Source organism: Paenibacillus sp. B01 (genome assembly GCF_009649995.1).
Lineage (GTDB): Bacteria > Bacillota > Bacilli > Paenibacillales > Paenibacillaceae > Paenibacillus_O > Paenibacillus_O pasadenensis.
In genome coordinates this window covers 5360191-5380834 of sequence record NZ_CP045802.1, presented here as the reverse complement: position 1 = coordinate 5380834, position 20644 = coordinate 5360191, and the positions used below count along the sequence as shown (strand labels likewise).

Below are 20644 nucleotides of genomic sequence, written 5' to 3'. Positions count from 1 at the left end.
CGGATGGAAAGCGAGGAACAACGGATGAATCAATTAAGCTATAAAGCGCAGCGGCGGCTGATCCTGTTCGGATTCCTGATCGTGCCCGTGGCGCTGTGCCTGACCTTCAGCTATTATCCGGCCGCGTCGCTGATCTACTACAGCTTCACGGACTGGACGGGAACCGGCTGGGACATGAACTGGGTCGGCCTGGACAACTACAAGCAGATCTTCACCGAGCCCGAGGTGTTCCTGGCGCTCAAGAACAACGCCTATTACTTCGTCGGCGGCCTGATCCAGGTGGCGCTGTCGCTCTGGTTCGCCGTCATCCTGACGAGCCGGCTCAAAGGCCGCTACGGCTTCCGCGTCATGCTGTTCCTGCCGTACGTGCTGCACAGCGTCGCGACGGTCATCATGTTCAAGAACGTGTACCACCTCGACTACGGCTCGCTCAACTCCCTGCTGCGGACGATCGGCCTGGAGTCGTGGCAGCAGAGTTGGCTCGGCAACCCGCATCTGGTCAACGTCTCGCTGGCGTTCATCTCGATGTGGAAGTACATGGGCCTGAACATGGTCATCTTCATCGGCGCGCTGCAGTCGATCCCGAGCGACCTGTACGAGGCCGGCTCGATCGACGGCGCCTCCGGCTGGCAGAAGTTCCGCTACATCACCGTGCCGAGCATCAAGAGCGTGCTCTCGCTCATGCTGCTGCTGACGCTGACCGGCGCGCTCGAGGCGTTCGACATCCCGTACATCATGATGCTCGGCGCGAACGGCACCTCGACCTTCGTCGTGCAGACCGTCGACACGGCGTTCAAGTACCAGAGCTTCGGCCTGGCCTCCGCGATGGCCGTCGTGCTGCTGATCATCGTCATTTTCTTCATCATCATCCAGCGCAAAGTGCTGTTCCGGGAGGAGAGGTAATCGATGGATACGACCAAAAGCCCGCCGCTCTTCACGGCGTTCAAGTACTTGACGCTGCTGATCGCGCTGTTCGTCGTCTTCTTCCCGATCTACTCGGTGTTCGTCGGCGCGTTCAAAACCCAGGCGGAGTTCTACCAAAGCTCCGCGCTGGCGTTCCCGGCCGATTTCTTCCACTTCGACAACTTCAAGCGCGTCTATGAGGTCGGCGATCTCGGGCTCGGCTTCCGCAACACGCTCGTCATCCTCGTCTGCGCGGTCGCCGGCAACGTCGTGCTTGGCACGATGGTCGCCTATGCGCTCGGCCGCTTCGACTTCAAGCTGAAGACGCCGATCATGGGCATGTACCTCGTCGCCCAGGTCATCCCGATGGTGACGACGCAGGTCGCGACGTTCAGCATCATCCAGAACCTCGGCCTGTACAACACGATGGGCGCGCCGATCCTGCTCTACCTGGGCGCGGACGTGCTGCAGATCGTCATCTACCTGCAGTTCGTCAACAGCATCCCGAAGGATCTCGACGAAAGCGCGATGATCGAGGGGGCGTCGCTGTTCCGCATCTACCGCTCGATCATCTTCCCGCTGCTCGGCCCTGCGACGGCGACGCTCGTCATCCTCAAGACGATCTCGATCTACAACGACTTCTACACGCCGTACCTCTACATGCCGTCGCAGAAGCTCAAGGTCGTCTCGACCGCGATCTATTCGTTCGTCGGACCGAACGCGGCGCAGCTCAACGTCATCTCGGCGGGCATCCTCATCATCTTCATCCCGACCGTCGTGCTGTTCCTGTTCCTGCAAAAATACATCTTCGCCGGCGTCACGAACGGCGCGGTGAAATAAGAAGCGGCCTCTCGGCCGCGCCACAAGGAGGCTTCATCCGATGACGACACAAGCGAAGGCGGCCGGCTCGGCCGCCGCAGCGGCAGAGCTCGGCTACATCGCCGGCATGACCTGGGGCTGGACCGGCGTGCGAGGCACGTGGGAAGGGCCGGAGGCCGACTTTTCCCTGAGCGAGATGGCCAAGCTGAACGTCGGCTGGACCGCCGTCACGCTCGGCGCCCTGCAGGCGACCGCGCAATCGACGGAAATCGAGTATTGGAACGAGCCGACGGTCACCGACGACGAGGTGCGCAGCGCGATCCGCCGCGCCAAGGCGCTCGGGCAGAAGGTCTGTCTGAAGCCGGTCGTCAACGTCGCCGACGGCACCTGGCGGGCGCACATCAACTTCTTCGACATGGACATTCCCGGCGAGCCGACATGGGGCCAGTGGTTCGAGTCGTATGCGCGCTTCATCCTCCACTATGCGGACATCGCCCGCGAGGAAGGCTGCGAGATGCTGTGCATCGGCTGCGAGATGGTGCAGGCCGACAAGCGCGAGGCCGAGTGGCGGGCGCTGATCGCCCAGGTACGCGAAGCCTACTCCGGCCTCGTCACCTACAACTGCGACAAGTACCAGGAAGGCAACGTCAAGTGGTGGGACGCGGTCGACCTCATCTCCTCCAGCGGCTATTATCCGATCGACCAGTGGGAGGAGCAGCTGGACCGCATCGAGGCGGCGGTCGCGCCGTATGGCAAGCCGTTCTTCTTCATGGAGGCGGGCTGCCCGAGCCGCGACACGTCGCCGGCGCGGCCGAACGACTGGTCGTTGGCCGGCCGCCCGGACGGAGAGGCGCAGCGCGCCTACTACGAAGCGATGTTCGGGGCTTGCGGCCGGCGCGAGTGGGTGCGCGGCTTCGTGCTCTGGGACTGGCCGGCGCGGCTGTACGCGGCGCCGGACGCGGCGGCGAACGACGACTACTGCATGTACGGCAAGCCCGCGGCGCAGACGGTGAAGGACTTTTACGGCAGCAGGAGGGAAGGCTGAATGGACAAGCAGGCATGGCTGCATGAGCTGCAGCAGGAGCTGCAGGACAACATCCTCGGCTTCTGGCAAACGCATGCGCTCGACGAGCTTCATGGCGGCTTCATCGGCGAGATGGACAGCTCCGGCAAGGTGAATCCCGAGGCGGACAAGTCGCTCGTGCTGAACGCGCGCATCCTGTGGACGTTCGCGGCGGCGCATCGGCGCACGAAAAATCCGCAGCATCTGGCGCTGGCCGAGCGGGCGCTGGAGCAGCTGCGGACGGTGTTTTACGACGAGCTTCACGGCGGCTTCTACTGGATGGCGACGCCGGACGGACGGCCGAGCGAGGACAAGAAGCAGGTATACGGCCAGTCGTTCGTGCTGTATGCGCTGGCGGAGTATATGCTGGCGACGGGGAGCACGGCCGAGCTGCCGCTCGCCGAGGAGACGTACCGGCTGCTGGAGCGCTGGGCGCATGATCCGGTCCACCGGGGCTACATCGAGGCGCTCGCGCGCGACTGGAGCGAGACGGACGACCTCAGCCTGAGCGGCAAGGACCTGAACGAGCGCAAGTCGATGAATACGCATCTCCATGTGCTGGAAGGCTATACGAACCTTTATCGCGTCTGGCCCTCGGACGGACTGCGGGATCGGCTGCGCGAGCTGATCGAGCTTCATCTGGAGCGGATCCTCGACGGGGAGACGGGACATTTCAAGCTGTTCTTCGACGACGAGTGGAATTCGGCGACGCGCGACGTCAGCTACGGCCACGACATCGAGGGCAGCTGGCTGCTGTGCGAGGCCGCGGAGGCGCTCGGCGATCCGGAGCTGCTGAAGCAGACGGAGCGGGCGGCGCTGCAGATGGCCGAGGCGACGCTGCTTGAAGGCGTCGACGAGGACGGCGGCGTGTTCAACGAGCTGCATGAGGACGGGCGGCTCGACGACAGCAAGGACTGGTGGCCGCAGGCGGAGGCGATGGTTGGCTTCCTGAACGCCTTCCAGCTGAGCGGCGAGGAGCGTTATGTGCAGGCGGCCGAGCGCAGCTGGAGCTTCATCCGGCAGCATGTGCGGGACGAGGACGGCGGCGAATGGCATTGGCAGGTATCCCGCGACGGCCGGCCGGATCGGACCCAGGTCAAGATCGGCGCCTGGAAATGTCCGTACCATAACGGACGCGCCTGCCTGGAGGCGCTGCATCGTCTGGAATCGCTAACAAAGGAAGATGCGTTAGCATAATCGGAAACAAGAAATGACAATGGAGTTCATTTTTCGGCCTGGAGCCAGGCGGTACAATGGACTTGTAAGCGATAACAACATAGCGAACCGATAACCAATCCTTACGACTCAGGGGGAAAACGAGATGAAAAAACCGCTTCTGGTTACGATGACGGCAGTCCTGTCCCTGTCCATGCTGGCCGCTTGCGGCAGCAACAACAACGAGGGCAATGCGAATACGGCGGGCAATACGTCCGGCAGCGCGAATACGGCCGCGAACGAAGGCGGCTCCGGCGGCGAGGCGAAGCTGAGCGGCACAATCAAGATGCTGACGCACCGCACGGACTACATCAACGACGGCACGATGGAGCGCTACCTGAAGAAATTCCAGGAGAAGTATCCGGACGCGAAGGTCGAGTTCGAAGGACTGACCAACTACGCGACCGACATCAAGACGCGCCTGACGACGGGCGAGACGGGCGACGTGCTCATGATTCCGAGCGGCATGCCGGCCTCCGACCTGCCGAAGTACTTCGAGCCGCTGCCGGACAGCATGTTCGACGACGTCTACTTCGCCGACAACTCGGCGTTCGAGGGCAAGCGCTACGGCATCACGACCGGCGTCAACACGCAGGGCATCGTCTACAACAAAAAGGCGTTCGAAAAAGCCGGCATCGCCAAGGCGCCGACGACGCTTGACGAGCTGTATGACGCCGCCAAGAAGCTGAAGGAAGCCGGCATCATCCCGCTGTACATGAACTTCGGCGCGCAGTGGCCGATGGGCTCGTGGGGCGACGGCTCGGCGTTCTACGTGGCCGGCGACGCCGACCTGACGACCAAGATGGCCGCCGATCCGGCGCCGTTCCAGGAGGGCAACGCCTGGGGCATCCTGGCCAAGATCGGCCGCGACTTCATCAAGAACGGCTGGGTCGAGAAGGATCTGTACACGAACAACTGGGAAATGTCCAAAGGCGAGATCGCTTCCGGCAAGGCGGCGATGTACTTCCTCGGCAACTGGGTCATCCCGCAGGTCATCGGCGCCGGCGCGGCGTCCGAGGACATCGGCTTCGTGCCGTTCCCGTATGACAACAGCGGCAAGCTGAACGCTCCGCTCGGCGGCGACTACATGATGGGCGTGAGCGCGAACAGCAAGAACAAGGAGCTGGCGATCGCCTGGACGGACTTCTTCGTCAAGGAATCCGGCTACGTGGCCGACTCCGGCTTCATGCCGATCCTCAAGTCGGAGAAGGCGGAATCGCCGCAGCTGGCCGAGTTCCAAGCCGCGAACCCGACCTTCATCGAAGGGCTGCCGAACAATGACAAGTTCGCTGAGATCGCCAACAAGGCGCAGATCGGCATCGGCACGGGCAACTACATCCAAGATCTGCTCCTGTCCAAGGACCTGAAGGCTGGCCTGGATGAGCTGAACAAGAAATGGGCGAAAGCGAAGACGGATCTCGGGTATTAAGAGCTCCGAAAGAACGGAACCAAAAAGCAAGCAGCGGACCGCGCGGTCCGCTGCTTTTTCGTTCGAATTGATCCGCTTGCGTCCGCTGCGAAGACGACGCTTTGTCGTTCGCATCGTCAGTTCTGCCCACGGCTAAATCGCAGCAGGATGCTTGATCGAGCAGCAGGGGGGTTTACAAAGTTGTATACGGTTGAAAGAAGTTGTGTATAATAAAGGTAACTTAAACGAAGAGAGAGCGCGCCAACGCTCTCTCCGTGCACAAACTTGGATGGAAATCCTCCAGTAACTGCCTTGCCAGAGAATAACCCGTTAACCAGGCGCTAACTTGGACGGGTTATTTTCGTTTTAAGTAGGTGAGCAGAGCGAGGAGAAACATCCCCAGCATGGTCACTTCCTGAAGCGAAAACATAGGCATCACCTCCCGACTGGAGGCTACCTTTTCCGTCCAAGCGTTGTGCTTCCAGCCAGATGACTGATGCCGCCGAATTTGTTTGATTCCGCCCTCCGGTGGTAAAATATAGAGGCGATAAACGGCAGTGAAAACAAAGCGCAAGGAGGCGTTCTCATCGTGACGGTACGACTTCAAGGGCTTGGCGATACGGTCGAGCTGCACAACGGCGTGCGGATGCCGAGGCTCGGCCTCGGCGTCTGGAAGGTGACGGAGGAGGGCCAGGTCGAGCAGGCGATCCGGGACGCGGTCAAGGCCGGCTACCGCAGCATCGATACGGCCAAGGCTTACGGCAACGAGGAAGGCGTCGGACGGGCGATCCGCGAGTGCGGGGTGCCGCGCGAGGAGCTGTTCATCACGACGAAGGTGTGGAACAGCGATCAAGGCTACGAGAGCACGCTGCAGGCGTTCCAGGACAGCCTGGACAAGCTGGGCCTCGACACGCTCGACCTATACCTGATCCACTGGCCGGTCAAGGGCAAGTACAAGGACACCTGGCGCGCGCTGGAGCAGCTGTACAAGGACGGCAAGGTGCGCGCGATCGGCGTCTGCAACTTCCACGTCCATCATCTCGAGGATCTGCTCCAGGACGCCGAGATCAAGCCGATGGTCAATCAGGTCGAGTACCATCCGCTGCTGACCCAGGTCGAGCTGCGCCAGTACTGCCAGGACCAGGGCATCGTGCTGGAGGCGTGGAGCCCGCTCATGCAGGGCAATCTCGACGTGCCGCAGATCCAGGAGCTGGCCGCCAAGCACGGCAAGACGCCGGCGCAGATCGTGCTGCGCTGGGATCTGCAGAACGGCGTCGTCACCATTCCGAAGTCGACGCATGAGAAGCGCATCCGCGAAAACGCCGATGTGTTCGACTTCGAGCTGTCCCACGAGGACATGGCGCTGCTCGACGGGCTCGATCAGGGCAAGCGCTTCGGCCCGGACCCGGACAACTTCAATTTCTAGAACGGCCGATGAGCAGCGAGCCGGGGCGGGATCGAGGAGTAGCCGCGGCCCCCGGCGAGCATGCTAACGGAAAGGGAGGGCCTATTGACAGCCTCAACTGTAACTGGTATTATTACAGTACGAAACGGGGTGGCCGTCTCGCATGAACAGTGAATTCACGATTGCCGTCCACAGCCTCGTCTATCTGGCTTACGTCCCGGAGCGCAGCGCCTCGAGCGAGGCGATCGCCGAGAACGTCTGCACCAATCCGGCGAGGGTCCGCAAGGTGATGGGCTACCTGAAGCGCTGCGGCTACGTGGCGACGAGGGAGGGCTCCGGCGGAGGCTACCGCTTGACGGCGGAGCCGTCGCAAGTGACGCTCAACGACATTTACCAGGCGATCGCGCGCGGCTCGCTCATGCCGAACTGGTGCTCGGGCGATCCCGATTGCGAATGCCTCGTCGGCTCCAACATGCAGGAGGTCATGAACGGCATCTTCTGCGGAGCGGAGCAGCGGCTGGAGAGTTACTTCCAGGGGCTGACGATCGCCGGGGTGCTGGAGCGGATCCATCGCTGCGAAACCTGCTGAGGCTTGGTGAAAGCTGCTGTGGGCGGAGAACCGACTTTATTTTTTCAAATCGAAAGGATGATCGAACATGGCAGTAGCCCTGACGAAAGAAACCTTCAACGAGAGCGTACAGAACGGCGTCGCGCTGGTCGACTTCTGGGCCCCTTGGTGCGGACCTTGCAAAATGCAGCTTCCGATCGTGGAGGAGCTGAGCACGGAGCTGGAAGGAAAGGCGACGATCGCCAAAATCAACGTCGACGAGCAGCCTGAGCTCGCTTCCCAGTTCGGCGTCATGAGCATCCCGACGCTGATCCTGTTCAAGGACGGCCAGCCGGTCGACAAGATGGTCGGCGTGCAGAGCAAGGACGCCCTGAAAAACAAGATCCAAGGCCAGCTGTAAGCATAGCCTGATCGGGCGGATGCATGCCGCTGTGCGACGGCTCCAGCCGAGCTCGGCGGACGGAAGCTCCGCCTGCGATACATCAAGCCCCCGCGGCACGCCTTGAGGCGACCGCGGGGGCTTTTTCGGCTTTTGTCCTAACCCGAGGGCGATTCGTGCGCCGCGATCAAGGCGCAGGGCCTGACGCTGCGGCGGCCTCCGAGCGGGATTTGCCGGGGCGCAGCGCGGCGAGCCTTGGAAGGACGAGCGCGTCGAGTCCGAAGCGCCCGGCGTTGCGTCCGCCCGTGACGAGCAGGAAGCCGATCAGGATCAGCCATGGGTTGAGGCTGAGCGCGCCGGCGAACAGGAACGAGAAGTTCATGACGAGGCCGAAAAACGCCCCCGCCGTCGTGAACAGGCCGAGCAGCAGCGACAGGCCGACGAGCAGCTCCCCCCAGCTGACGAGCAGGCTGAACAGCCCGAGCTGCGGCGATACGAAGTGTTCCAGGAACGAGACATAGGTCGGATAAAGCACCTCGTTCGTGCCGCTGCGCAGGACGGGATTGGCGATCGCATGCTGCACGAAGCCGCCGGCGCTGAACGCTTCGTCCCCGGTCAGCTTGCCCCAGCCGGAGCGCGTCCAGTTCCATCCTGCGTACAAGCGAAGCAGCAGCAGCGCGGCTGCTGCCGCCAGGTTGGTTCTCCACCATCGAAATGCCATGAATAGTCCCCTTTCATGATGCGGCTGGCGAGCCGCGTCCATTTCGGCCTTTGAAGGCCGTCACTTCCGAATCCTCACCTCCATGGGCTTCATCGTATCATCGAGGCGCATGGGGAAAGGACGGGGAAAAAGCTCGGATTTCGGGTGCAATTTTATTCATATCGAAGAAGATGAGTGCGAGAAATGTCGAAATTGACTTCATGTATCGCGATATTCGGTCGCGCATGCACAAAAAGGCCCGCCGGAAGGGGCGGGCCTTGTCGTTCCGTTACTCGGTTCCGCTAAGCCTGGATCGGACTGCGCTTCAGCAGCCGCTTGATCGCGCGGTCGGCCTCATGCAGGGTGACGTCCTTATCGACGGTGAGCATGACGCCGCGATCCATGACGATGCGGCCGTCGACGATCGTCGTCTCTACGTCGGCCCGGGTCGCCGAGTAGACGATGCGCGAGATCGGATCGACGTCGAACGAAGGAAACGTATGGAACTGGTTCAGGTTGAGGATCGCCAGATCGGCCTTTTTGCCGACCTCGAGGCTGCCGATCTCGTCCGCCATGCCGACGGCGCGCGCGCCGCCGATCGTCGCCATGCGGAACACGCTGCGCGCGTCCATCGCCGTCGGGCCGTGGCGCGGCTTGTGGATGAGGGCGGCGAGGCGCATCTCGTTGAACATGTCGAGGTTGTTGTTGCACGGAGCGCCGTCGGCGCCGAGGCTGACGCTGATGCTCGTGTCGATCATCTCCGGCACGTCCGCGAAGCCGGAGGCGAGCTTCATGTTGGAGCCCGGACAGTGGCTCACATGCACGCCGCGCTCGCGGATGATGCGCTTCTCGTTGTCGTCGAGCCAGATGCAGTGCGCCAGGATGAGGCGGTCCGTCGCGAGTCCGATGTGGTCGAGATAGGCGATGTTGCGCATGCCGGTCATCTGCTCGACGAGCTCGATCTCGCCCTGGTTCTCCGAGGCGTGCGTATGCACGTTGACCTGATACTGGTCCGACAGGCGGGCGACCTCGCGCAGCAGCTCGTCGGTGCAGCTGATGACGAAGCGCGGCGAAAAGGCGTAGCGGATGCGGCCGTTGTCGTGGCCATGCCATTTTTCGAGCAGGTCGACGCTCTCCTGCAGCGACGCTTCCGTCTCCTCCTGCAGCGGCAGCGGGATGTCGGCGCCCTTGCGGTCCATCATCACCTTGCCGGAGAGGGCGCGGATGCCGCTCTTCGCGATCGCCTGGAACGCCGAGTCCGTATGATGGACCGTCTCCATGTCGACGATCGTCGTCGTGCCGCTCTGCAGCAGCTCGCCGAGCCCCAGCATCGCCGAATAGTAGATGGATTCCTCGTCATGCGCCGCCTCGAGCGGCCAGATGCGCTTGCGCAGCCAGTCGAGCAGCTCGAGGTCGTCGCCTTTGCCGCGGAACAGCGTCTGGCACAGATGGATGTGCGTCTGGATGAAGCCGGGGATGACGACGCGGCCGCTCGCGTCGATGACGCGGTCCGCCTGGGACGGATCGAGGCTCGGACCGATCGCCGCGATGCGGTCGCCCTGGATGAGCAGGTCGCCGTGCATAATCTCCTCGGTGCGGTTCATCGTCACGATCTGAGCGTTCTGAATTAGGATCGTTGGGGACATAGCAGCTACCACTCCTTGGTCAAAAAAAATAGCCGCGAAAAATACGCCGAGGGCCTATTTTTCGTAGCTAGAAATTTACGGTTTCCGGTAGAGACCCTGAGCCCCATTGCTCAGGATATACGAAAGGATGCGCATTTATGCGGTTGTGGAACCAGAATACTTCATCGGCCGCTGGACTGTCAAGGGAGTGTGAGGTAAGCTGACGCCGCTCCGCGGCCGCTCGCCGATCTTTTTCCAGCTTCATGAACGGCCGATCCGGTTAAAGACGATCAACAACCAAAATCGACTCCAGACAGGGGGAATCGCTCCATGCCGTTTCTGGCCGTTCTGCTCATTCTCGTCGGACTGTTCTTCGGCATCGGCGGGCTGTTCGACTTGTTCGTCGGCACGCTGAAGCTCGTCTTTTATGTCATCGCGATCCTGTTCCTCGGCGGCGGCATCATGATGCTGCTGCGCAAAATCCGCAACTGATCCCGGGCCGTCCCCTGCAGCGGGACGGGCGGACAGAGAGCTTTCTTCGCCGCATGAGACGGCGAGGGAGGCTTTTTTTCGTTTCCAGGACGATCCAATCTATCCATCTCTAAATCCGCGATGATAGAATAGGAGGGAAGATGGTAGACGAGAGGAGCCGATCCTAGATGAATAGCAAGAGACAAGCCGCTTGGGCGGCGAAGCTGGGCCTCGCGGCCCTGCTGCTGGCCGCTCCCGGCGTCGCCGGAGCCGCCGCGGCGTCGGCCGCGCCGCCGGCTGCTGCCGCGGAGTTCCAGCTGGTGGCGCTGGGAGATTCCATTACGGCCGGATTCGAGCCGAACGTCGATTATGCGAAGCAGCAGCCGTACGGCTATGCGGACCGCCTGTACGAGCAGTCGCTGCTTCACGGCCGCGCTTCGTTGGCCAACTACGGCCTGGTCGGCTTGAAGTCCGAAGGGCTGAAAGCGTTCGCCCAAGCGGTGGCCGCAGGCCAGCCGATCGCCGGAGAGGCGATTCAGAGCGGGCTGCCGGACTATCGCGCGGACGAGTTCGGACAGAAGGCGTCCGAGATCCGGGCCGAGCTGGCCGGCGCCGACGCGGTCGCGGTGACGATCGGCGGCAACGACGTCTCCTCGCTGCTGAACGATGCCGCCTCGATGACGGATGAGGCGCTCGAGGCCAAGGTCGCCGAGCTGCTGGGACAGTACAGCCTCAACGTCTCGGCTTCGATCGACGCGCTGCTGTCGGTCAACCCGTCGCTGCGCCTCTACATCGCGGATCAATACCAGCCGGTGCCGATGCTGGCGGGCAAGGATCTGTACGCCAAGCTGAACAAGGCGACGGCCGCGTTCACGGCCAACCTCGACGCGCTGGCCGCCGGCTACAAGGCCAAGGGCGCGAATGTGACGGCGGTGCATGTCGCGGACGACTTCGCCGGCCGCGAAGGCATGCTTACGCATATGGTGTCCGCGCGCGACTTCCATCCGACGCAGGCGGGCTACGCCGTCATCGCCGGGGAGTTCGGCCGCGCGGTGTGGGGCTCCTATACGGAGCTTGCCGCTCCGGCAGCCGGCTCGCCGATGAGCATCTACGTCTCCGGCAAGGCGCTGAACACGCCGTACAAGCCGGTGCTCAAGCAAAGCGTCAACTATGTCGCCATCCAGGACATCGTGAACGCCGTCGGCGCGACGACGGCATGGGATGCCAAGACGTCGACCGCCAACATCAAGTACGGCTCCCGCACGGTCGGCGTGAAGATCGGATCGCCGACGGTGACCGTGGACGGCGCGCCGGTCAAGGTAAGCTCTCCGGCCTACATGCAGAAGGTCGGCGCCGAAGGCAAGACCTATGTGCCGCTGGCGACCGTCGCCCAGGGACTCGGCTTCTCGGTCGTCTACAGCCCGAAGCTGAAGACGGTGTTCATCAATCCTTAAGCGGCGGATCGCCATGATCGCCGGAACGTGAAGTCCGCCCCGCTTTTCCTGGCTGAAGGAGAGGAGGGGCGGACTTTTTGGCCGTCCTGATCCGATTCATGCCGTCCGTCGTTGTCCATCAGGAAGAGAAGCTTGCCGAAAGAAAGGGGTGCAGCAAAATGCGCGGACGCGTAAAGGGGATGCTCGCGGCATGGCGACGGCGGCATGGGCGGAAGCTCGCCTGGCTCCATTCGTGGAACGGCTGGCTCGTGCTGCTGCTCGCGCTGTCGGGCTTGATGCTGCTTGGAGGCTGGTGGAGGGGCGTGCTCGGCGAGGGCCGGGTCTGGCTCAAGGGAGCCCATATCGGACTTGGACTCGCGCTGCTGCTGCCGATCACCGGCTACATCCTGCTGCTGCCGAAGCACTGGAGGCAGCTGCGCGGCAAGCCGGGGCAGCGGGCCAACGTCGCGCTCGTGCTGGCGCTGCTCGCCGGCTGGATCGGATCCGGCCTCGCGCTGTGGGCGCATCGCCTGCTCGGTCCGGGCTGGGCCAATCCCGCCCTGCTCGTCCATGACGCGCTCACCTGGATCGGCCTGCCGTACATCGCGTACCATTCCATCACGCGGCTCAAGTGGCTCAAGGAGCCGGCCCGCCGCACGGTGAAGCCGCCCGAGAGCAGCTCGGCCGGCCGCGGCGGGCTGCATCCGGCCGCCGCGCCATCGCCGCTGCTGACCCGGCGGGCCTTCCTGCGCGCGGCGATCGGCGCGGGACTGGCCGTCGCCGCAGGGCCGTCGTTCCTGCAATGGGCCGGCCGCGCGCTCGGCTCCATGGGCGGCAGCTCGGCGGGCGAGCTTGCCCGGCAAGACGGCAATCGGCTGCTGCCGGCGCCGGAGCCGCAGCCGGGCTCGATTCCTTTGCCCGGAGGCGGGGCGAAGGGGACTTTCCGCGTCTATACCGTGACGCCGCTGCCGACGTTCACCAACGCGGACTGGTCGTTCCGCATCGACGGCCTCGTCGACCGGCCGGAGAGCTGGACATGGGAGCAGTTCGTGCGGCTGCCGCGCGACGTGCAGGTCAGCGACTTCCACTGCGTGACGGGCTGGTCGGTCTACTCCAACACCTGGGAAGGCATCCCGCTGCGGAGGCTGCTGGAGCAGGCGGGCGTGCGGAGCGGAGCGCGGACGGTGAAGCTCTACTCCGGCGACGGCGTCTACGCCGACTCGCTGACGCTGGAGCAGGCGATGGAGGAGGACGTGCTCGTCGCCGTGCTGCATGACGGACAGGCGATCCCGAGCCCGCTCGGCGGCCCCGTGCGGCTCGTCGTGCCGCGCATGTACGCCTACAAGTCGGTCAAATGGCTGAGCCGGATCGAGCTCATCTCCGGCGAGCATACCGGCTACTGGGAGGAGCGCGGCTACAGCAAGGACGCCTGGGTGTGAAAAAAGCCTTCCCGAAGGGAAGGCTCGATGCGCGAAGAATGAGGGCTCTTCGAGGAGGTCAGCGCTTCGTGGAAAGCTCGATGCTCCGGCTGTCCGCGGAAACAATGGATGCCCCGGCCATGCCGGCTGCGTAACGCAGGGGAACGTAATAAGCCCCTTCGATTTGAATGGCCTTGAATCCGGAGAACCCCGCGCTTCCGTTGATTTTCCGCGTTTGCGCTTCAATCTCGAACGCGGTCTTCTTCTGCTTGACGACAGACACTTTGGTCTTAGCGACGTCGAGGCTGAACCCGAAGAGGCGGGAGAAGTCCCTCAGCGAAATATAATTCGTCTGCTGGAGGCTGACGATGCCTTTGTCCAGGGCGGCGAGTTTTTCGTCTACATAAAGCGAAAGGGAGGTCTCTTCGTATTTGGCGCCGCTGTCCGTCGATTTCCGGCAGTCCCAAATCCGTTCATAGTACCGATACTGCGACGAGCTTCCGGTCAGTACATCGCTTACTTTCGTGCAATGAGCCTGAGGCTTGGCTTCATTCGCGATCACGCTCCGGACCGTCGTGGACTTTTTGGAGGATGCCGCGGTCGAAGAGGATGTGGACCCGCTGGACGAGCTGCTGGACGACCCGCTGGACGAGCTGCCGCCGTTATGATAGTGATAGCCGGTGCACAAGCCCTTTCGGATCGATTTCTCGGAGCAGTTGTGCCCTCCGCTGCTGTCGGTTCTCCCGGAGTGAGCGGAAGCGGACAACGGCAGGGACAACAGGGAGAGGAGCAGGATGATCACGACCGCCGGCCGATGGAGCTTTTTCATATCAAGACCCCTTTTCTATCGTTTTCAACTCCATCATAGATGATCCATCCTAAATATGGAATGCATAGAAAAACAGCGGCTCTCCGGTCTGGAGCCGCCGCTGTTTCATCGCTTGCGCCGAGGCGGACGGACGGGGGAATCCTCAGTCCGTCTTCTTCTTTTTCTTGCCGGTGAAGTTGGTCACGGACTTGACATCCTCCACGACATCGTTGACGAATTCCATACTTTGGTTCTTTGCATGCATGGAGGCCGTTCCTTTATAGTTACCTTGATGAGTCTTGTTCTCCATCGCTGTTCACCTCCCCTGCCGGTAGTATGGTTCGGCGGGAGGGCGAAGATGCAGGCGCGGCCGCACGGCCCGTTGCCGGACAGGCTTGGAGCAGGCTTCATCAGGAAAGGAGAGTGCAGCATGAATCCGACCCCGATTCCATTCCGCAAGGAACAACCACATACCGCGTCGGCCGCTCGCCCAGAGGCGGGTCCGCTGCGCCGGACCGCGCTCGCCGCCGGGCTGCTCGCCCTGCTGCTCGCGGCAGGCTGCTCGAACGCAGGCGGAGACGGAGCGGCCACGCCGCAGCCGGCCACGCCGAAGCAAGCCGCCTCGGCGCCCGCCGAGGAAGGCGCGCCGAGCGCCGAGCAGGTGCTCGGCCGCGCCGCAGAGACGATGGCGGACACGAAGAGCCTCGAGCTGTCCATGGAGCTCAAGCAGGACATGGAGACGGACGGCCAGACGACGTCCATGTCGATGACCAACGAGGGGCGCATCATCGTGCAGCCGCTCGCCCTCATGCAGAAGACGGTGAACGACTACATGGGCGAGTCGTCGACGCTCGATTCCTACCTGACCGACAGCGGCTATTATATGTACGATTATTCCAACGAAGCGTGGAGCCGCATGCTGGCGGACGAGGTGCCCAAGATCAAGGCGACGCTGTCCGATTTCCAGATCGCCCCGGCCAAGGAGATCGAGAAGATCGCCGAGCATGCCGCCGCGTTCCGCAGCGGACTCGAGAACGGCGAGCAGGTGCTCGTCTACGCGGGCAGCGGCAGCGACGAGGCGGCCGAGGCGCTCGTGCGCGACCTGCTGCGCAGCACGATGGGACTCGACGACATGGAGGCGCGCGTGCGGGATTCCATCCAAGTGAACGCGCTCGATTACCGCCTCCGCTTCGACGAGGCGACGGGACGGCTGACCCGGCTGGAAGCGACGGCCGACGTCTCGATCGAGTACGATCCGGGCAACCCTTCCCGGCTGAGCCAGACGTTCACGCTCGGCTACAGCGGCTGGAACGAGGCCGAGCCGGTCGTCGTGCCGGATGAAGCCAAAGACGCGCCCGAGGTGATGCCGGCCGACCAAGGACTGCTGGACGCTCTCGGCGAGGATGGACTGGAGGAGCTGGAAGGGCTGCAGGAGCAGCCGTAAGGCCAGGCGAGGCCGCCAAAAATTCCCTTTGCATAAGAACGTACATTCGGGTATATAATCAATATACGAATGTATGTTCTTTTTTGATCGCGAAGGGAGCGGCCCGCAATGAATCTGCGCAAATGGATCGGACGCGACGTGGAATTGATCTATGCCGACGCGGACGGACGGCTGACGCGCCGCCTCGTGAGGCTGGCGCGGGTGGAGGCCGACTACGTCTACGGCTTCGACCGGGAGAAGCGTCTCCCGCGCACGTTCCGGCTGGACGGCATCCTCGCGGCGCAGCCGGCAGACGGCCCCGGCGGCCGGGCCGGGAGGCGGCTCGGCTGAGCGCTTTCCTTTATCATTGCGCCCGCGTCATGTATAATGGCACCTAGATGATTCAGAGAATGTGAAGGAGTTGTTCCCATTGGCGCTCTCATGCGGCATCGTCGGTCTCCCGAACGTCGGGAAGTCGACGCTTTTCAATGCAATCACCCAGGCGGGAGCCGAGTCCGCCAACTATCCGTTTTGTACGATCGACCCCAACGTCGGCGTCGTGGAAGTGCCCGACGAGCGTCTCGATAAATTGACCGAGCTGGTCGTGCCCAAGCAGACCGTGCCGACCGCCTTCGAGTTCGTCGACATCGCGGGCCTCGTGGCCGGCGCGAGCAAGGGCGAGGGACTGGGCAACAAGTTCCTCGCGCATATCCGCGAGGTGGACGCGATCGTCCACGTCGTGCGCTGCTTCCAGGACGAGAACATCACCCATGTCTCCGGCAAGGTCGATCCGCTGGGCGACATCCAGACGATCAACCTCGAGCTGATCCTCGCGGACATCGACTCCGTCGACCGCCGCATCGACCGCTCGCGCAAGAACATGAAGGGCGGCAACAAGCAGTACGCCCAGGAGGTCGAGGTGCTCGAGCGCCTCAAGGCGGCGCTTTACGAGGACCGCGCGGCGCGCAGCGTCGAGCTGACCGAGGAGGAGCGCGTGCTCGTGCGCGACCTGCATCTGCTGACGATGAAGCCGGTGCTGTACGCGGCCAACGTGAGCGAGGAAGAGGTGGCGGACGCCGAGGGCAACCCGTACGTCAAGCTCGTGCGCGAGTTCGCCGCGGCCGAGAACGCCGAGGTCGTGCCGATCAGCGCCAAGGTCGAGGCGGAGATCGCCGAGCTCGAGGGCGAGGACAAGGCGATGTTCCTCGAGGAGCTCGGCATGCAGGAGTCGGGCTTGAACCGCCTCATCCGCAGCGCGTACAAGCTGCTCGGCCTGTACACGTACTTCACGGCCGGCGTGCAGGAAGTGCGCGCCTGGACGATCCGCAAGGGCATGAAGGCGCCGCAGGCGGCCGGCGTCATCCACACCGACTTCGAGCGCGGCTTCATCCGCGCCGAGGTCGTCGCCTACGACGACCTGGTCGCCGCAGGCTCCATGAACGTCGCCCGCGAGCGCGGCCAGCTGCGCCTCGAGGGCAAGGAGTATGTCGTGCAGGACGGCGACGTCATGCACTTCCGCTTCAACGTCTAGGACGGCCGGGCGCCGGACGAGACTCGGCCTCGCTGGAGCCCCGGCTCCCGCGGGGCTTTTCGCATGACCGTTTATGTTCTCCCGTCATATATGGTATAATGAAGGGCAAGGCATTTATCCAAGAACCTACGATACGCAATCCCATACAGAGGTGAAGTCTGGTGTTGGACCGATTACAAGCGCTGGCCGACCGATACGACAAGCTGAGCGAGCTGCTGTGCGATCCGGATGTATCCAGCGATCCTAAGCGGCTGCGCGATCTTTCCAAGGAGCAGTCGGATCTGCAGGGCGCATACGACGCCTATACGGAATACAAGCAAGTGCATGCCCAGTACGAGGACGCCAAGGCGATGCAGGCGGAGAAGCTCGACGACGAGATGCGCGAGATGGTCAAGATGGAGCTCGAGGAGCTCGGCGCGCGCCTCGAGCAGCTTGCCGAGGAAGTGCGCGTCCTGCTGCTGCCCAAGGATCCCAACGACGACAAAAACGTCATCGTCGAGATCCGCGGCGCGGCCGGCGGCGACGAGGCGGCGCTGTTCGCGTCGGATCTGTACCGCATGTACACCCGCTTCTCGGAATCCCAGGGCTGGCGCGTCGAGCTGATGGACGCGAGCGAGAGCGATCTCGGCGGCTTCAAGGAAGTCATCTTCAAGATTTCCGGCAAGGGCGCCTACAGCAAGCTCAAGTTCGAGAGCGGCGCGCATCGCGTGCAGCGCATTCCGGTAACGGAGTCCGGGGGGCGCATCCATACGTCGACATCGACGGTGGCGGTCATGCCGGAGGTCGAGGAGGTCGAGGTCGAGATTCTCGACAAGGACATCCGCGTCGACACGTTCTGCTCGAGCGGCGCGGGCGGCCAGTCCGTCAACACGACCAAGTCGGCCGTGCGTGTGACGCATGTGCCGACCGGCATCGTGGCGACCTGCCAGGACGGCAAGTCGCAGAACGAGAACAAGGCCAAGGCGCTGCAGGTGCTGCGCGCCCGCATCTACGACATCCATCGCCAGGAAGAAGAGGCGAAGATCGCCGGCGAGCGCAAGAGCAAGGTCGGCACGGGCGACCGCAGCGAGCGCATCCGCACGTACAACTTCCCGCAGAGCCGGGTGACGGACCATCGCATCGGCCTGACGTTGCATCGCCTCGACTCCGTGATGAACGGCGACATGACGGAGATCATCAACTCGCTGTCGGTGGCGGAGCAGGCGGAGCTGCTGGAGAAGGAAAACCTCGCCTGATCGAAGCCGCCCGGAGCATCTGACGGCGCAGGCCGGCGGCGATGATCCGAGCAGGCGCGCAAGCGAAGCAAAAAGCTTCTCCCGTCCGGGAGGGGCTTTTTTGCGATCAGGACTCCTCGCTCGAGCGTTCGGGCGGAACGGAGCCGGAGTCGAATTCTAAAGGACAAGGGAAACGGAAAGGGGCGGCGGGCATGGAGCATCGGGAGCTGAAGGACGCAGCGGAGGGCGCTGCGCTTCGGGAGGAGATGGAGTCAGCCAGGGAATACCGGCTGCCTGCGGCAGCGACGATCGCCGAGGCGAAGCGCCATGCGGCGGGCTATTTGGCGGAGCGCGGCGTGGACGAGCCGGAGGACAATGTCTCGCTGCTGCTGCAGCATGTGCTCGGCCGCAGCCGGACCGAGCTGATGCTCGGGGCGCGCGAGCCTTTCCCGGCGGACCGGGAAGCGGCGTGGACCGACGCGATCCGGCGCAAGGGCCGAGGGGAGCCGGCGCAGTATATCGCCGGCGAGCAGTGGTTCTACGGGCGGGCGTTCGCCGTGTCGTCGGCCGTGCTCATCCCGCGGCCGGAGACGGAGCTGCTCGTCGAGGCGGTGCTGCAGGCGGCCGACCGGCTGTGGCCGGAGGCGAAGGGCTCTGCCCGTGCGGCGGAGCATCCGCCGGCTTCGGGGCAAAACGGCGCTGCGGCCGGGACTGGCGGCGAGGCGGGGAGCGCCGCTCATGGCGCGGCCCGCGCCGTGCCGCCCGCCGGGCCGATCGCGCTGGACGTCGGCACCGGCAGCGGCGCGATCGCGCTGACGCTGGCGTCCGAGCGTCCGGGCTGGCAGGTGTACGCCTCCGACCTGTCGGCGGCGGCGCTGGCTGTCGCCCGCGCCAATGCAGAGAGGCTCGGAGCCCCGGCGCGAGGCTTCGCGGAAGGCGATCTGCTCGCCCCTGTCCTCCCGGGCAGCGGCTCGCCGTTCGAGGGGCTGGCGGTCGACATCCTCGTGTCCAACCCGCCCTATATTCCGGCTGCGGACCTGGCCGGGCTGCAGCCGGAGGTGCGGGACTACGAGCCGCGCCTCGCGCTGGACGGCGGAGCGGACGGGCTGGACCCGTACCGCCGGATGGCGGAGCAGCTGCGCGGCATGGCGTCTCTTCCGCGCATCGTCGCCTTCGAGCTCGGCATCGGCCAGTCCCGGCAAGTCGCCGGCCTGCTGGGGGCGTTCGGCTGGTGGGACGACATCCGGATCGTGACCGACTACGGCGGCATCGAGCGCCATGTCGTGGCGGCGCGCACCCGCTAGCCTGGGAGCCGGGCCGGACTCGAATCTCTTTTTCAATCTGCTAGTTTAAAAGAATCGCGGGCGGACATACTGAAGGTAGAAAGCGTTCCGGAACGCAAGCGGCGGTGCCGACGGGTGCCCGAGAGGAGCTTGTGTCATGCTTGGATCATCCCTTTCCTATTCTTCCGTATCCCGCACTTCTTCCTATTCTTCCGTCCGCCGCCCTTATGCCGCTGCGCCGCACGCGTACCGCTTCCCGTTCCGCCTCTCTCACCTGTACCTGCTCGTCAGCCTGGCCGTGCTGCTCATGAGCTGGGAGTCCGTGCGGGAAAACGCGGCGATCGCGCCGGGCGGAATTCCGAACGAGGCGATCCGCCTCCGCATCCTCGCGAATTCGGATTCGGCGGTCGACCAGGCCGTCAAGCGCGCTGTCCGCGACGCGGTCGTCGCCGAGATGAACGGCTGGGCCGCCGGCCCGCAGACGATCGAGCAAGCCCGCGCGGCGCTCCAGGCCCGCATGGGCGACATCGAAGCGGTCGTAGCCCGCAAGCTGCAGGCGCGCGGCTTCGACTATGGCTTCAAGGCCGAGCTCGGCCTTGCGGAATTCCCGACCAAGATCTACGGGGAAAAGGTGTATCCCGCCGGGGACTATGAAGCGCTGCGGATTACGCTCGGCGCAGGCGACGGTCAGAACTGGTGGTGCGTGCTGTTCCCGCCGCTCTGCTTTGTCGACTCGGACTCCGGCGAGGCCGTGCCGAAGGCGGAAGCGGCCGCCGCCAAGGGCGGTGCCGTGCAGGCGAGCGCATCCGTACAGGATGGAGCCAAGACGACGGCAGCGGCCCCGGCGGAGCCGGGCGAGGCTCCGCAAGCGAAGTTTTTCGTATGGGAGCTGCTGGAGTCTCTGTTCGCCTTCCTGCGCGGCTTGTTCGCCTAAAGGAAAATGAGGTCGGGCGCCGCGGTCGCGGAGTCCGGCCTTTT

20 protein-coding genes and 1 riboswitch are annotated in these 20644 nt (G+C 63.8%); of the genes, 17 read left to right on the top strand and 3 right to left on the bottom strand.

Annotated features, from left to right (window positions below; genetic code table 11):
• Positions 1-24: 24 nt before the first annotated feature.
• The 8 genes from GE073_RS23070 to trxA all read left to right on the top strand — a co-directional run bounded on the left by GE073_RS23070 (position 25) and on the right by trxA (position 7781).
• A complete protein-coding gene (locus tag GE073_RS23070) occupies positions 25-903 on the top strand; it encodes a carbohydrate ABC transporter permease (protein ID WP_028598938.1) in 879 nt (292 codons plus the stop codon).
• 3 nt (positions 904-906) lie between these two features.
• Complete coding sequence (locus tag GE073_RS23065; protein ID WP_101807611.1) at positions 907-1743, top strand: carbohydrate ABC transporter permease; 837 nt, start codon at positions 907-909, stop codon at positions 1741-1743.
• A gap of 40 nt (positions 1744-1783) precedes the next feature.
• Complete coding sequence (locus GE073_RS23060; RefSeq protein WP_153784461.1) at positions 1784-2767, top strand: glycoside hydrolase family 113; 984 nt, start codon at positions 1784-1786, stop codon at positions 2765-2767.
• The gene (locus tag GE073_RS23055; protein ID WP_028598941.1) at positions 2768-3982 is read left to right on the top strand and encodes an AGE family epimerase/isomerase; all 1215 of its coding nucleotides are present in this window, start codon (positions 2768-2770) and stop codon (positions 3980-3982) included.
• Positions 3983-4106: 124 nt separating this feature from the next.
• Complete coding sequence (locus GE073_RS23050; RefSeq protein WP_028598942.1) at positions 4107-5429, top strand: ABC transporter substrate-binding protein; 1323 nt, start codon at positions 4107-4109, stop codon at positions 5427-5429.
• 625 nt (positions 5430-6054) lie between these two features.
• Positions 6055-6834 carry an aldo/keto reductase gene (locus GE073_RS23045; protein WP_052333269.1) on the top strand — a complete coding sequence of 260 codons (780 nt, stop codon included), beginning with the start codon at positions 6055-6057 and terminating at the stop codon, positions 6832-6834.
• A 142-nt stretch (positions 6835-6976) separates the two neighbouring features.
• Positions 6977-7402, top strand: a complete 426-nt coding sequence (locus GE073_RS23040; protein WP_028598945.1) for an RrF2 family transcriptional regulator — start codon at positions 6977-6979, stop codon at positions 7400-7402.
• A 67-nt stretch (positions 7403-7469) separates the two neighbouring features.
• On the top strand, positions 7470-7781 hold the full coding sequence (trxA, locus tag GE073_RS23035; protein WP_028598946.1) for a thioredoxin: 312 nt from the start codon (positions 7470-7472) through the stop codon (positions 7779-7781).
• Positions 7782-7947: 166 nt separating this feature from the next.
• Here the strand turns inward: trxA and GE073_RS23030 are convergent, their stop codons facing one another.
• Both GE073_RS23030 and GE073_RS23025 read right to left on the bottom strand, forming a co-directional pair.
• Positions 7948-8481 (bottom strand): DoxX family membrane protein, encoded by a 534-nt coding sequence (locus tag GE073_RS23030; RefSeq protein ID WP_052333245.1) that lies wholly within the window; start codon positions 8479-8481, stop codon positions 7948-7950.
• Between the two features lie 281 nt (positions 8482-8762).
• Positions 8763-10106 (bottom strand): 5'-deoxyadenosine deaminase, encoded by a 1344-nt coding sequence (locus tag GE073_RS23025; RefSeq protein ID WP_043111314.1) that lies wholly within the window; start codon positions 10104-10106, stop codon positions 8763-8765.
• Between the two features lie 44 nt (positions 10107-10150).
• Positions 10151-10249, bottom strand: a riboswitch (purine riboswitch).
• 166 nt (positions 10250-10415) lie between these two features.
• On the opposite strand from GE073_RS23025, the gene GE073_RS23020 reads away from it, so the two are divergent.
• The 3 genes from GE073_RS23020 (at position 10416) to GE073_RS23010 (ending at position 13428) form a co-directional block, all read left to right on the top strand.
• Positions 10416-10577, top strand: a complete 162-nt coding sequence (locus tag GE073_RS23020) for a hypothetical protein (protein ID WP_153784460.1) — start codon at positions 10416-10418, stop codon at positions 10575-10577.
• 167 nt (positions 10578-10744) lie between these two features.
• A complete protein-coding gene (locus GE073_RS23015) occupies positions 10745-12010 on the top strand; it encodes a stalk domain-containing protein (protein ID WP_028598948.1) in 1266 nt (421 codons plus the stop codon).
• A 158-nt stretch (positions 12011-12168) separates the two neighbouring features.
• Positions 12169-13428: a molybdopterin-dependent oxidoreductase gene (locus GE073_RS23010; RefSeq protein ID WP_127464408.1), complete on the top strand. Its 1260-nt coding sequence runs from the start codon at positions 12169-12171 to the stop codon at positions 13426-13428.
• A 58-nt stretch (positions 13429-13486) separates the two neighbouring features.
• Here GE073_RS23010 and GE073_RS23005 read toward each other — a convergent pair whose 3' ends face one another.
• On the bottom strand, positions 13487-14236 hold the full coding sequence (locus GE073_RS23005; protein ID WP_052333246.1) for a YHYH domain-containing protein: 750 nt from the start codon (positions 14234-14236) through the stop codon (positions 13487-13489).
• 409 nt (positions 14237-14645) lie between these two features.
• On the opposite strand from GE073_RS23005, the gene GE073_RS23000 reads away from it, so the two are divergent.
• The 6 genes from GE073_RS23000 (at position 14646) to spoIIR (ending at position 20600) form a co-directional block, all read left to right on the top strand.
• The gene (locus GE073_RS23000) at positions 14646-15659 is read left to right on the top strand and encodes a DUF6612 family protein (RefSeq protein WP_028598950.1); all 1014 of its coding nucleotides are present in this window, start codon (positions 14646-14648) and stop codon (positions 15657-15659) included.
• 108 nt (positions 15660-15767) lie between these two features.
• Positions 15768-15989, top strand: a complete 222-nt coding sequence (locus GE073_RS22995) for a WYL domain-containing protein (protein ID WP_028598951.1) — start codon at positions 15768-15770, stop codon at positions 15987-15989.
• Between the two features lie 79 nt (positions 15990-16068).
• Complete coding sequence (gene ychF / locus GE073_RS22990) at positions 16069-17169, top strand: redox-regulated ATPase YchF (RefSeq protein WP_028598952.1); 1101 nt, start codon at positions 16069-16071, stop codon at positions 17167-17169.
• 161 nt (positions 17170-17330) lie between these two features.
• On the top strand, positions 17331-18404 hold the full coding sequence (prfA, locus tag GE073_RS22985; protein WP_028598953.1) for a peptide chain release factor 1: 1074 nt from the start codon (positions 17331-17333) through the stop codon (positions 18402-18404).
• Positions 18405-18595: 191 nt separating this feature from the next.
• Positions 18596-19687, top strand: coding sequence for a N5-glutamine methyltransferase family protein (locus tag GE073_RS22980; RefSeq protein WP_228551735.1), 1092 nt, complete (start codon positions 18596-18598; stop codon positions 19685-19687).
• Positions 19688-19823: 136 nt separating this feature from the next.
• The gene (spoIIR, locus tag GE073_RS22975; protein ID WP_084137269.1) at positions 19824-20600 is read left to right on the top strand and encodes a stage II sporulation protein R; all 777 of its coding nucleotides are present in this window, start codon (positions 19824-19826) and stop codon (positions 20598-20600) included.
• Positions 20601-20644 lie beyond the last annotated feature (44 nt).